14 protein-coding genes are annotated in these 12,445 nt (G+C 49.8%); 12 read left to right on the forward strand and 2 right to left on the reverse strand.

The annotated features are described in order from the left end of the window. Positions 1-83: 83 nt before the first annotated feature. From nhaD to NP596_RS22150, 10 genes are all read left to right on the forward strand, one after another. A complete protein-coding gene (gene nhaD, locus NP596_RS01950) occupies positions 84-1,529 on the forward strand; it encodes a sodium:proton antiporter NhaD (protein WP_256613522.1) in 1,446 nt (481 codons plus the stop codon). A 17-nt stretch (positions 1,530-1,546) separates the two neighbouring features. Then, positions 1,547-1,735: a twin-arginine translocase TatA/TatE family subunit gene (gene tatA / locus NP596_RS01955; protein WP_256613523.1), complete on the forward strand. Its 189-nt coding sequence runs from the start codon at positions 1,547-1,549 to the stop codon at positions 1,733-1,735. Between the two features lie 118 nt (positions 1,736-1,853). After that, a complete protein-coding gene (locus NP596_RS01960) occupies positions 1,854-2,390 on the forward strand; it encodes a DedA family protein (RefSeq protein WP_256613524.1) in 537 nt (178 codons plus the stop codon). Between the two features lie 276 nt (positions 2,391-2,666). Beyond that, positions 2,667-3,371, forward strand: coding sequence for a PilZ domain-containing protein (locus NP596_RS01965; protein ID WP_371927882.1), 705 nt, complete (start codon positions 2,667-2,669; stop codon positions 3,369-3,371). Positions 3,372-3,459: 88 nt separating this feature from the next. After that, on the forward strand, positions 3,460-4,917 hold the full coding sequence (locus NP596_RS01970) for a TrkH family potassium uptake protein (RefSeq protein WP_256613525.1): 1,458 nt from the start codon (positions 3,460-3,462) through the stop codon (positions 4,915-4,917). A 56-nt stretch (positions 4,918-4,973) separates the two neighbouring features. Then, positions 4,974-5,150: a hypothetical protein gene (locus NP596_RS01975; protein ID WP_256613526.1), complete on the forward strand. Its 177-nt coding sequence runs from the start codon at positions 4,974-4,976 to the stop codon at positions 5,148-5,150. A gap of 33 nt (positions 5,151-5,183) precedes the next feature. Further along, positions 5,184-6,032, forward strand: coding sequence for a flagellar motor stator protein MotA (motA, locus tag NP596_RS01980; protein WP_256613527.1), 849 nt, complete (start codon positions 5,184-5,186; stop codon positions 6,030-6,032). A gap of 5 nt (positions 6,033-6,037) precedes the next feature. Beyond that, on the forward strand, positions 6,038-6,970 hold the full coding sequence (motB, locus tag NP596_RS01985) for a flagellar motor protein MotB (protein ID WP_256613528.1): 933 nt from the start codon (positions 6,038-6,040) through the stop codon (positions 6,968-6,970). 43 nt (positions 6,971-7,013) lie between these two features. After that, positions 7,014-7,265, forward strand: coding sequence for a hypothetical protein (locus NP596_RS01990; RefSeq protein WP_256613529.1), 252 nt, complete (start codon positions 7,014-7,016; stop codon positions 7,263-7,265). A 40-nt stretch (positions 7,266-7,305) separates the two neighbouring features. Further along, entirely contained in the window at positions 7,306-7,749 is a 444-nt protein-coding gene (locus NP596_RS22150) for a class I SAM-dependent methyltransferase (RefSeq protein WP_504129526.1), read from the forward strand. A gap of 167 nt (positions 7,750-7,916) precedes the next feature. Here the strand turns inward: NP596_RS22150 and NP596_RS01995 are convergent, their stop codons facing one another. Both NP596_RS01995 and NP596_RS02000 read right to left on the reverse strand, forming a co-directional pair. Next, positions 7,917-8,690 carry a ParA family protein gene (locus NP596_RS01995; protein ID WP_256613530.1) on the reverse strand — a complete coding sequence of 258 codons (774 nt, stop codon included), beginning with the start codon at positions 8,688-8,690 and terminating at the stop codon, positions 7,917-7,919. Positions 8,691-8,748: 58 nt separating this feature from the next. Continuing rightward, positions 8,749-9,237 carry a zinc ribbon-containing protein gene (locus NP596_RS02000; RefSeq protein WP_256613531.1) on the reverse strand — a complete coding sequence of 163 codons (489 nt, stop codon included), beginning with the start codon at positions 9,235-9,237 and terminating at the stop codon, positions 8,749-8,751. A gap of 91 nt (positions 9,238-9,328) precedes the next feature. Between NP596_RS02000 and leuS the strand changes: the two genes are divergently transcribed. Then, positions 9,329-11,917 carry a leucine--tRNA ligase gene (leuS, locus tag NP596_RS02005; protein ID WP_256613532.1) on the forward strand — a complete coding sequence of 863 codons (2,589 nt, stop codon included), beginning with the start codon at positions 9,329-9,331 and terminating at the stop codon, positions 11,915-11,917. A gap of 25 nt (positions 11,918-11,942) precedes the next feature. Beyond that, positions 11,943-12,443: an LPS-assembly lipoprotein LptE gene (locus NP596_RS02010; RefSeq protein WP_256613533.1), complete on the forward strand. Its 501-nt coding sequence runs from the start codon at positions 11,943-11,945 to the stop codon at positions 12,441-12,443. The last annotated feature ends 2 nt before the right edge of the window (positions 12,444-12,445 follow it).

The following is a 12,445-nucleotide window of genomic DNA, read 5'->3' on the forward strand; positions in this document are numbered from 1 at the left end:
TTTTATCCAGTTTTTGTCTAAAGCAATAGCCGGGACTTTGATTGGGTCGTCCGCTTTTTTGAAAGGTTAACATCCCATCGTTCATGAAAACTACGCACATGAAATTCGTGCTCATACTGTTGTTTTGCTTTTTGCCTAGCCTCGTTTTGGGGGCGCCGGATGGTACTACGGCACAATATTTGGATTTAACGACACATTGGGTCGGTTACGCGGCGGTCGGTATTTTCGTAGTGGCTTATGTGCTGGCGATGATTGAGGAAGTCATCGAGTTGAACAAATCCAAACCCATGGTGTTGGCAGCCAGTTTGATTTGGGTGCTAATTGCCGCGGTGTATGTATCGGGCGGCTTGGACAAACAGGCAGGAATTGCCTTTCGCTCTGCTTTGGAAGGGTATGCCGAACTATTTTTATTCATTATGGTGTCCATGGCCTATTTGAATGCCATGGAAGACCGCGGAGTGTTTGACAATTTGCGGGGCTGGTTGCTCAGCAGAGGCTTTAGCTATCGCAAACTATTCTGGATTACCGGCGCCATGTCCTTTGCCTTGTCGTCCATTTGTAACAATTTGACCACCGCATTGCTGATGGGGGCGGTCGTTTTTGCCATGGGTAAGGATAGTCGCCAATTTCTTAGTATTGCTTGTATCAATATCGTAGTGGCCGCCAATGCAGGCGGCTCCTTTAGCCCATTCGGCGACATTACCACTTTGTTGGTGTGGCAAAGCGGCGTGGTGCCCTTTGCCGATTTTTACGCCTTGTTTATTCCTGCGGTGATCAATTTTGTGGTGCCTGCCAGCATTATGCATTTCTGGGTTCCCAAACAGCAACCCGCCGCTATTGGCAAAGCGCCGGTGGTAAAGCGGGGTGCCTTGGCCATGGTGATACTGTTTTTATTGACTATCATCACCGCGGTTTGTTTTGAAAACTTTTTGGAGTTGCCGCCCGCGGCCGGTATGTTGGCCGGTCTGGCCTATTTAAAGTTTCTGGGGTTTTATCTGCAAAAAACCGAACCCAAATTCGAAAAGAGCCAGTTTGAACATGTTTACAAATTATTCGATGTCGAACTCCCGGAAATCAATAAAGATCACAAATTTGACGTATTCAAAAGCGTCGCGGATTTAGAGTGGGACACCTTGCTGTTTTTCTACGGTGTCATGGTCAGCGTGGGCGGCCTGAGTTTTATTGGTTATTTGACGCTCATATCCAATGTTTTATATGTGGGCATGGATCCCACTATTGCCAACATCCTGGTGGGTATTTTATCGGCCTTTATCGACAACGGCACCATCATGTTCGCTGTATTGACCATGCACCCGGATATATCCCAGGGGCAATGGTTGTTGGTAACGCTGACTGCCGGGGTGGGCGGTAGTTTATTGGCGATCGGTTCCGCGGCTGGCGTGGGTTTGATGGGACAAATGAAAGGTTCTTACTCCTTTGGGGTTCATTTGAAATGGATGCCTGCGATATTGTTGGGGTTTGCCGCCAGCATTGCCGCGCATTTTGTATTGAATGGCCGTTACTTTTAGTTGGGGAGGAGATTGATATGGGTTTTAGTATCCCGCATTTACTGGTGGTATTGGTCATTGTCTTAGTGGTATTCGGCACCAAGCGTTTAAAAAACCTGGGCGAAGATTTGGGCGGCGCTATCAACGGGTTTCGAAAAGCCATCAAGGATGGCGGTAAATCGCAAACGCCCGCCAATAATGATGAGGACATTGAGCAAAAGCACTGATTCATGGGTTTTATTTAACCTATCCAGGTTAGTCATGTAACCTGGGGGCCCTCAAATTATTCACGCGTACAATATGGATTTACATCAACTGATCATCGATTACGGTTACTGGGCTTTATTGATTGGCACTTTTTTAGAGGGTGAAACGATTTTAGTGATTGCCGGCTTTTTGGCTTATAGCGGATATTTTCAGCTGCCATGGGTCATACTGACGGCCTTTGCGGGTACCTTTGCGGGCGACCAGAGTTTTTTCTACTTGGGTCGTTACAAAGGCATCGCATTTTTAGAAAAACGCCCTTTATGGCACAGTAAAACCGACAAGGTTTTCGATTTGTTGCATAGGCATCAAATTAAAGTGGTGTTGGGCTTTCGGTTTCTCTATGGGGTTAGGAATGTGACCCCGTTTGTGATTGGCGCCAGCCGCATGCATCCAGGTAAATTTTTTTTGTTAAATGGCTTAGGGGCGGGGATTTGGGCTTTTGCAGTCGGTTATCTGGGTTTTTCGTTCGGAGATATGGCCGAAGCGATATTAGGTGAAATCAAGCACTACGAGACGCACTTTTTACTCGGATTGATCGCCATTGGTGGCCTGATGTTTTGGCGCTCCATGCATTTGGCCAAACGTGCCCGTGAAAATGCCGGCAATGCGCCGTAATAATTGTTTCGGTGAAACGAATAGCTGATAAAAGATGGCGAGTTTTCCGAACCTATGATTGAAACCAACAAAGCTAAATTAAACCGGCGTCTGGCTTTTCGCATTTACCAGCGTGCCAATCTTTTCTATCACAAGATTGACCGTAACCTAAGCATCCAAAACTCGCCGGATAGGGAGCCTGTTGCCTTAATTACGCGTGCTTCCCAAAGGCAAACCGAAATCGGCGGAATAAGCGATGACCCGTCATTCGAAGCCATGCTGCCGGCCTCGGAAAGCTTGGAAAACGATACCTTGAATGTCAACATCAGCGCTGGCGGTATAGCGTTTACGTGTAAGGAAAAACTGCAAGCGGGTGATTATTTGCAAGCGCGCATATTGCTGTTGAGCAATATGACTAAAATCACAACCTGTTGCAAAGTGGTTTTCTGTAAGTCCAGCAATCCTTACGAGAACGACCGTTATCCCTATTTAATTGGTGCCCGTTTTGTGAATTTGGCGGCCGCCGACCAGGATTTATTGAATAGTTATCTTGAAAAATGCAGAAAACAGCAATTTGTCTTGAACGGCTTACTGTTATTGGCGATTATTGCTTTTTTGGCTATGCCGGATCAGGCTTGGGATTTGACATTAGCGCTGGGGCATTATCTGCTGGAAGGGACTTTACATTTGCTGCATGTGTTATTTGAGTACCTTGAGTTCGCTCTGGATCACGTTGTAGAACATCTATTTCACACCGGGTTACATCAAACCCAAGTCATTGTATTTTATATCCTGCTTGTATTTGCATCAGCAGGGCTTTACTGGCTGTGGCGTATTGTTCCGCCCGCCTGTCGGCGCTTTTTCCAAACTTTATGCGGATATTACTCGCGAAAAAGGGCCAGCTTGCTTTATTCCTGGGGTGAGCAAACCTTGGGGGCCAAAATCGGTATTCTCCTGCTGGGTATCGTCTTGACAGTTTGTTATGGCTACTTTGGTATTTAAGTATGCCATTCGCATGTCTTTCCGCATGGCTATTGACTTTCCATGACTTCTCATGACGTTGATAATCTTTTTCGGAGTTTAATCCGTCATGCAACGCTTCTGCACTTTGTCCTTTGTTTTAGGGCTAATTCTGATGGTATTCGGGTTAACCTATCTGTTGCCTGTTCTGACAGCCTTCCTTTATGACGATGGCATGGCCCAATATTTTTTGGACGGTATGCTGATTAACATCGGAGCCGGGGGATTTTTGGCCGTCATCAGCCTGCCTTGGCGCAGTGAAGTGAAAAACCGTGACGGTTATTTGTTGGTGGCGTTCTTTTGGGGGTTAATGGCCTCCGCCGCAACGCTGCCGCTGATGTGGGGGATTCCAAATCTATCATTTACCGATGCCTTTTTCGAAACCATGTCCGGATTTACCACCACTGGCGCGACGGTGCTGGTCGGTTTGGATCAATTGGCGCCGTCGCTTAATTTATGGCGGCACGAACTGAACTGGATAGGCGGCTTGGGCATTATCGTACTGGCGGTGGCCGTTTTACCTTTACTGGGTGTCGGCGGCATGCAACTTTACAAAGCCGAAATTGCCGGCCCGGTCAAAGACAGCAAAATAACGCCACGTATCACTGAGACTGCCCGTTTACTTTGGCTGGTATATGCCGGCATCACCTTATTGTGCATTCTTTGTTTAAAACTCGCCGGCATGGGCTGGTTTGATGCGGTTTGTCATGCCTTTGCCACGCTGGCATTGGGCGGGTTTTCAACCCATGATGCCAGTATAGGCTATTTCGATTCGGTATCCATAGAATTGGTGTTGACGGTATTTATGTTGATATCCGCAATTAATTTCGCAACCCACTACACTGCTTTGTTTCGCCGCAGTTTCAAACCCTATTTAGCTGACCCGGAAACGATAACCATGCTTGGTTTAATAGCCGCCAGCATTTTAATCTGTGCCGGTTATTTGGATTACTTCAACGTTTACGGCGATTTTTTTATAGGTTTACGGCATGTAACTTTCAATCTGATTTCGATAGCCACCGATTGCGGTTTTGTCAGCGTGGATTACGACAAGTGGCCGTCTTTCGTGCCTTGGTGGATGTTATATTTAAGCTGCATAACAGCCAGCACCGGCTCCACAGGTGGCGGCATCAAACTATTCCGGGCGTTGTTACTCTGGAAACAGGCTGGCAGAGAACTGTTTGCTATTTTGCACCCGCGGGCTATCCGTCCGATAAGAATCGGAGACACTCTGGTAGCCAACAAAATCATTTTCGCTGTGCTGGCGTTTATTTTTCTTTACTTCATTTCGGTAGTGGTCATGACATTTACGTTGATCATCGCCGGTTTGGATCCTATATCCGCCCTCAGCGCCATTCTTGCTTGCATTAACAATGCGGGCCCTGGTCTGCATCAAGTAGGCCCCGCCACCAACTTTAGTAGTCTCAACGACTTTCAAACTTGGATATGCTCTATTGCGATGCTGCTGGGGCGATTGGAAGTGTTTACGCTGATCATTTTGTGTACCCCGTCTTTTTGGAAAAACTAAACCGGCCTTGGTTCACCGTCGGAGTCTGAATAACCTGATCAACTTTGGAATAAACTATGAAACCTATTCGGCAGTACGATTTTCCGGGCAAGCGAAAGACGTTTTCTCTCGGGCGGTCTGTTGCTGATTTCCATCGTATCGATTGTCATCAAGGGGCAAACCCAGGCATGGGTGTAAACCGCCAAGGCTTGATGCCGAAGGAAACTGAATCAATCCTTGATGCACTACCCTAACTTTTCTTTCATCTTCATTATTGATCACATGTTATGTTCGTAATTATTGGCTATGTCGTAATTTTAGGTTGTGTACTCGGTGGATTTCTGCTGGCTGGAGGCCACCTGGGCGTGCTGATGCAGCCCGTCGAAGTTTTAATCATCGTAGGTTCCGCATCAGGTGCGTTTGTAGCCAGTAATTCCTTAAGCACCATAAAAGCCGCCATAGCCGGAGGCATCGGCACTTTAAAAGGCAGTCGTTATAATTCCGCGTATTATTTGGATTTGTTATCCAGTTTCAACGCCTTGGGCCAAAAGGCCAGAAAAGAAGGTTTGTTATCCTTGGAAAAAGTGGTTGATGATCCCGAGGGGAGTTCGATTTTCGGTGAAATGGTTGTGCATGATCATCACTTGCTGGAATTTATTTGCGATAAGCTACGTTTGATTTTAACCGGCGTGGATATTAATCAACTGGAGGACATTATCGACTCTGAAATCGATATCCACCATGAAGCCGGTCATGCCCCGATCAAAGCCGTGCAGAGGATAGGCGACGGCATGCCGGCTTTCGGTATTGTCGCTGCGGTAATGGGCGTAGTACATACCATGGAATCGGTCGGCATACCGCCCGCGGAACTGGGCAAGTTGATTGCAGCGGCCTTGGTGGGTACCTTTTTAGGGATTCTGATTGCGTATGGATTCGTTGCGCCGGTCGCCGCGGTTATGGAAGACCGTTTGGAGGAAGAAGCCAACGCTTACAAGTGTGTCAAAAAAGGCATTCTAAACTGTGCATTGGGGACATCCCCCGCTATCACCTTGGAATTCATGCGCGTCGCTATACCGCACCATATTCGGCCTACTTTTGCGGAAATGGAAGCTCAAATGAAAGGCGGTAAGGGTTAAACAGCATGGCAGAACAACCCATCATTAAAAAAGTCATCAAAAAAGCCGCTCATGGCCATCACGGCGGTGCGTGGAAAATTGCCTATGCCGACTTCGTTACCGCGATGATGGCGTTTTTTCTGTTGATGTGGTTGCTAGGCACCACTGACGAAGTGACGAAAAAAGGCATTTCCGAGTATTTTCAAAATCCTTATGCTGTGTCCTTAAACGGCGGAGAAGGCGTGGGCGACAGGACCGCCATTATTCAAGGCGGCGGTACGGATTTAACCGCAAAAGATGTGGGCCAGGTGCATCAGGGGGAGGAAATGCCTCCTAGCGATCCGAAACCGGAGGATGCGGAAAAAATTGCAGAACAACAGGAAAAAATCCAATTGGAAGAATTGCAAGGCAAAATCGAGACCATGCTGAAAGCGAATGCAGAGCTTGCCGAATATCGCGATCAGATCAAAATGCAGGTCACGCCGGAAGGCTTGAAGATTCAGATCGTGGATGCCAAGAATCGGCCGATGTTCAAATTGGCCAGTTCGCATATTGAGGATTATGCCCAAATGATCTTGCATAAACTGGCGATGGTGATTAATGAATTACCCAATAAGGTGAGCGTCAATGGTCATACGGATGCTTTACCATTCCCGAGTAATAGTTCCGGGTACTCAAATTGGGAGTTGTCCGGTGATAGGGCCAATGTGGCACGCCATGAACTCACACAAGGCGGACTGGCTGAAGATAAGATCTTGCGTATTGTGGGGTTGGCCTCAAGCATCCCTTACATTGCGGATAAACCCAATGACCCTATGAACCGCCGCATATCGATTATCGTCATGAACAAAAAGACTGAAAATCAGATTCTTCACGAAGGTCTGGATGTCGATGCTTCCCAGCACGCCATTGAGATTCCGGAAAGTACTTCAACACTGTTAAATTCGGAAGCGCGCTAGCAATAAAATATCAGCGTTTTCGAAATGATAATGCCCGCCGGATTTGCATGCAATTTTTAAAAGCATTGAGCTGCCAAATTTTGGCGCTTGTATTGACAATAACGCTGGTAACCCTGAAAGGAGATGTGCTTTTCTTGAATTTGCCGATCGTGATACAGCCGTTGTTTGCCGTTCTGCTGTCGCGCCTATTCGGCCAACCGCTATGGTGGATACCGATTCATCTGTTTTTCCTGCCCGCGGTTTGGGTGGTATTGCAGTTGAATTTGCCGGCGTGGATTTACTTGGCGTGTTTTAGCCTATTGGTTCTAATTTTTTGGGGAACTGTTAAAGGCGATGTGCCGTTGTTTTTATCATCGCCCGCGGTTAGCCGGGCCTTGTCCGACATTGTTCGGCGACAACGCGCGGAAAGCTTGATAGATTTGGGGGCTGGGATTGGGAGTGTGGTGATTCCACTTGCCAATCGGTTTCCGCAAATGAGCATCACAGCTGTCGAGCAAGCGCCCATTCCATGGCTGATACTATCCTGGCGTTGCCGGGGGATTGTGAACATTAAGGTATGCCGAGATAATTTTTGGGATTACCCGTTAGGAAATTTCAGTGTTGTGTTCGCGTTTCTATCGCCTAAAGTCATGTCCAGGCTTGGCGAGAAATGCCGAAACGAACTGGGTGAAGGTAGTCTGTTGGTATCGTCAACTTTCCCTCTTCAAGATCGAATTCCCAGTTCAGTCGTTAGCCTTAAGAGTAAAAAACATTTAAAGCTTCATTGTTATAAGTATTAACTTGGCTTTACCGCGCCTACTTGAAGCCGATAGGCTAGATCTGCCGATCAATTTAGGCCGCAGGGTTTCCAACGGAAGTCGTGCGGTTTTTGGCAAGGGTAATTAGCGTTTTGGTTTAAGTTTTACCGCCTAAACAAAGGCCGGATTTGGCCGGTCTTTGTTAGGCTTTATTTATGAATTTCCAAATGCAAGGCCCGATACTCTTCGGTCAGTTTGTGCGAGGGCGCATAATGCACCAGCGGTTTGGCGTCGGTATGGGATTCCCTGACTTTTACCGACGTGGAGATTTTGGTTTCCAAAACCGGCAGGCCTTCCGCAATCAAATCGTCCACCAGTTGCCGGGGCAGATTGGCTTGTTTTTGGTATTGATTGACCACCACGCCTTCCACTTCCAGTCTGGGGTTGTGGTCGGCCTTAACCTCGGCAATCGAGCGCATCAGGGTATATAGCGCCTCGCGGGCGAAGGTGTCGCAATCGAAAGGAATCAGGCATTTTTCGGCGGCTATCAATGCGGACAGGCTGTAAAAATTCAGGATGGGCGGAGTGTCGATATAGATGTAATCGAAGCCTTCCAGTTTTTCCAGGGCTTCTTTCAGTTTGTAAATTTTATGGCGGGATTCCAATCGGCTTTGTAGGCCTTCCAGGTCGGGATGCGAAGGCAGCACGAACAGATTCGGAAACGGGGTTTCATGAATCGCGCTGTCCAGGCCTTCCTTGCCGCCGCCGAACAACTCCAGCCCCAGGCTGTCTTTAAAAAAATGGGCGATGGTTTTGTCCGAATCGCTGACTTTGGCGCCCAATAAATATTGCGTCGAGTTGCCTTGCACATCCAGGTCGATCACCAGGGTTTTTTTGCCTTCGACGGCACTGATCGCCGCCAGATTGCACGTGATGGTGGATTTACCGACACCGCCTTTTTGATTGAAAATCACCCTGCGCATAATCGCCTCGATACTAAAAGAAAATAAAAGCCAGCATTATAAGGTTAAAGCTTCAATATCAACAACGTGTGAAGGCATCGCCCTGGCAGGCCGGACATTTGGGAATCACGCTGGTGGATTTAAAGGCGATTTCCTTGCCGCAGGCATCGCAGGTAAAGGTGCCGGGGCTGGCGACTTCGCCGCTTTTATAAGGATGGTATTGCTTGGCTTCCATCTCCAGCGCCGCCAGTTTGACTTTGGTTTTGTCGGCGATGTCCATGAAGGCGTCCAGGGCGAAGTTCTCGATCAGGTCGATATCGAACTTCAACCATTCGGACAGCGAGTTGTTATCCTGTTGCTGAGAGGGCGCGGTGGCGACGTGCTCGATATCGCGCATCACATAATCGGCTATTTTGTTGATTTCTTCCTGAGTGTGTCCGCCCAAGGCGCTGGTTTTTTCCTTGGCAATTTCCAATGCTTCGGCAACGCTGTGCAGGGTATCGTCCATTGCTTCGTAAAGATGGCCCATCAGCTCGTCGTACGCTTTGATCAGTTTGTTTTCGCCCATGGCTTCTCCCGGTTGTTTTAATGATTTCAGGCTTTGGATTTAAGCGCCCGTAAGGTATTCTAGCGCCTTTTTACACCAAAAGACGAATAGGATGGAAGAGCATTACAAACCGTTGCCGATTGAGCAAAAGGTACAAGCCGACTGGGAAAGATCGGGCGTATTTACCGCCAGCGAAGATACCGGTAAAGAAAAATACTATTGTTTGTCGATGTTTCCCTACCCCAGCGGTAAACTGCACATGGGCCATGTGCGCAATTACACCATAGGCGATGTGATCAGCCGTTTTCAACGCATGCAGGGCAAGCACGTGTTGCAACCCATGGGTTGGGACGCCTTCGGTTTGCCGGCGGAAAACGCGGCGATGCAGAACAAGGTGCATCCCGCCGACTGGACCTATTCGAACATCGATTACATGCGCGAACAGCTGAAACGCCTGGGCTTCGGTTACGACTGGAGCCGCGAGCTGGCTACCTGCGACCCGGAATATTACCGTTGGGAACAGTGGTTTTTCCTGCGTCTGTTGGAAAAAGATCTGGTTTATAAGAAAACCGCGCCGGTCAACTGGTGTCCGCACGACCAGACCGTACTGGCCAACGAGCAGGTCATAGACGGTTGCTGCTGGCGCTGCGATACTCAGGTGGAGAAAAAGGAAATCTCGCAGTGGTTTTTAAAAATCACCGCCTATGCCCAGGAATTGCTCGACGACCTGCAAAAACTGCCGGGCTGGCCGGAACAGGTCAGAACCATGCAGGCCAACTGGATAGGTCGATCCGAAGGCGTGGAGATGGACTTTGCCGTCGCGGGTTTCGACGAGCCGGTCCGCATTTACACCACCCGTCCCGACACCGTAATGGGCGTGACTTATGTGGCCGTGGCCGCCGAGCATCCGGTGGCCAAAAAAGCCGCTGAAGGTAACGCCGACATTGCCGCGTTTCTGGAATCCTGCAAGCAGATGGAAACCTCGGAAGCGGCCATGGAAACCATGGAAAAGCGCGGGGTCGATTCCGGCTACACCGCTATTCATCCCTTGACCGGCGAACAAGTGCCGGTGTGGATCGCCAATTTCGTCTTGATGAGCTACGGCACCGGCGCGGTGATGTCGGTGCCTGCGCACGATCAGCGCGATTTCGAATTCGCCCAAAAATACGGCATTGCCATCAAGGCTGTCATCGCATCCGCCGACGCTGCCGACGACAGCGTGGCCGATAAAGCGTTTACCGACAAAGGCGTGTTGAAAAATTCCGCCGACTTCGACGGTTTGACTTTCAGCCAGGCTTTCGACGCCATCGCCGCCAAATTGGCCGCTCTGGGTAAGGGCGAACGCAAAACCAACTTTAGATTGCGCGATTGGGGCGTCTCCCGCCAGCGTTACTGGGGGGCGCCGATTCCGGTGATCTATTGCGACGATTGCGGCACCGTGCCGGTGCCGGACGATCAGTTGCCGGTCACCTTGCCGCGCGATGTGGTGCTGGACGGTTCGCAAGCGCCGCTGGCCGCGCATCCGACGTTTCCGCATGCCGATTGCCCGAAATGCGGCAAGCCGGCCCGCCGCGAGACCGATACTTTCGACACCTTTATGGAATCGTCCTGGTATTTTGCCCGTTATGCTAGCCAGGATTGCCATACCGCCATGCTGGACCAACGCGCCGATTATTGGCTGCCGGTCGACCATTACATCGGCGGTATCGAACATGCGATTCTGCATTTGCTGTATGCGCGGTTTTACACCAAGCTGTTGCGCGACGAGGGTTTGATCGTTTGCGACGAGCCGTTCAAAAACTTGCTGACCCAGGGGATGGTGGTTGCGGAAACCTTCTATCAAATCGACGAGCACGGCCACAAGCGTTATTTCAATCTGACTCAAATCGAAGTCGAGCGCGATGGCAAGGGGAAAATCGTCGGCGCCAAACTACTGGAAGACGGTTCGCCGGTCACGGTGGGCGCCATCGAAAAAATGTCCAAATCCAAAAACAACGGCGTCGATCCGCAGCTGTTGATCGACAAATACGGCGCCGATACCGTGCGCTTGTATACCATGTTCACTTCGCCGCCCGATCAATCCCTGGAATGGAACGATGCCGGCGTGGAAGGTGCGTTCAGGTTTTTGAAGCGTCTGTGGCGTCAGGTTTATCTGCATGTCGAGTCCGGCTTGCCCGGCAAGGGTCTGGATGTCGCCGCATTGACCGAAGGGCAAAAAGCCTTGCGTCGGCAATTGCATCAAGCCTTGCAAAAAGTCACCGACGACATGGCGCGCCGGCATACCTTCAATACCGCGATTGCCGCCAATATGGAATTGGTAAACGCCTTGAACAAGTTCGAGGACGACAGCGGCAATGGCCGGGCGGTGCGCCAGGAAACCTTGGAGGCCATCGTGCTGATGTTGGCGCCTATTATTCCGCATGCGGCGCAGGAATTATGGAACGAGCTGGGGCGCCCCGGCGATATCGTCATGGCGGTCTGGCCGGCAGTCGATGAAGCGGCATTGGCGCAGGATGCCATCGAAATGGTCGTGCAGGTCAACGGTAAATTGCGCGGCAAGTTTTCGGTGGCCGCCGCCGCATCTAAAGAACAGATCGAGGCGCTGGTACTGGCCGACGAACACGTGCAACGCTATATCGACGGCAAGCCGGTGAAAAAGCTGATCGTGGTACCGCAAAAATTGGTCAATATCGTTGTCTGATCCGCTAATCAATAGACTGAGCCTGATGAAAAAAGCCCGGAAAATCGTTTTGATCGCTGTCCTGAGTTTGTTGACCGCTTGCGGGTATCATCTGCGCGGTTCGATTGCCCTGCCGGCCGCCTTAAAAAACATGTATCTTTTCGGGGCCTCCGGGGCGCTAAACGCCGAAACCAAGGCGGTATTGAAAGCCTCGGACGGCAAACTGGCTAATTCGCCGAACGATGCCGGTATTGTAGTCAAGGTCTTGAAGGAAGACTTCCGCCGGCGGGTATTGTCGGTAGGGTCGACGGGTAAATCCAGCGAAGTGGAACTCAATTATTACCTGAGATTCCAGTTTTACGATAATAAGGAAAACCCCTTGCAAGAGGAACAAACCATAGAAATCAGCCGCGAGTTCTTCAACGACCAGACCGCCATTCTGGCCAAGGAAAACGAAGAATCGCTGATACAAAAAGAGATTTACAGACAAGCCGTGCGGATGCTGATGTCCCGGGCGCAGGCCGCGATCGAAAACCGGAAACTCTAAGC

It is taken from the genome of Methylomonas rivi (assembly GCF_024505165.1).
In the GTDB taxonomy this organism is placed as follows: Bacteria; Pseudomonadota; Gammaproteobacteria; order Methylococcales; family Methylomonadaceae; genus Methylomonas; species Methylomonas rivi.

Excerpts from the sequence above, each read along its gene's own strand:
- nhaD (WP_256613522.1), top strand. The coding sequence starts at position 84 with ATGAAAACTACGCACATGAAATTCGTGCTCATACTGTTGTTTTGCTTT.
- tatA (WP_256613523.1), top strand. The coding sequence starts at position 1,547 with ATGGGTTTTAGTATCCCGCATTTACTGGTGGTATTGGTCATTGTCTTA.
- NP596_RS01970 (WP_256613525.1), top strand. The coding sequence starts at position 3,460 with ATGCAACGCTTCTGCACTTTGTCCTTTGTTTTAGGGCTAATTCTGATG.
- NP596_RS01975 (WP_256613526.1), top strand. The coding sequence starts at position 4,974 with ATGAAACCTATTCGGCAGTACGATTTTCCGGGCAAGCGAAAGACGTTT.
- motA (WP_256613527.1), top strand. The coding sequence starts at position 5,184 with ATGTTCGTAATTATTGGCTATGTCGTAATTTTAGGTTGTGTACTCGGT.
- motB (WP_256613528.1), top strand. The coding sequence starts at position 6,038 with ATGGCAGAACAACCCATCATTAAAAAAGTCATCAAAAAAGCCGCTCAT.
- NP596_RS01995 (WP_256613530.1), bottom strand. The coding sequence starts at position 8,690 with ATGCGCAGGGTGATTTTCAATCAAAAAGGCGGTGTCGGTAAATCCACC.
- NP596_RS02000 (WP_256613531.1), bottom strand. The coding sequence starts at position 9,237 with ATGGGCGAAAACAAACTGATCAAAGCGTACGACGAGCTGATGGGCCAT.
- leuS (WP_256613532.1), top strand. The coding sequence starts at position 9,329 with ATGGAAGAGCATTACAAACCGTTGCCGATTGAGCAAAAGGTACAAGCC.
- NP596_RS02010 (WP_256613533.1), top strand. The coding sequence starts at position 11,943 with ATGAAAAAAGCCCGGAAAATCGTTTTGATCGCTGTCCTGAGTTTGTTG.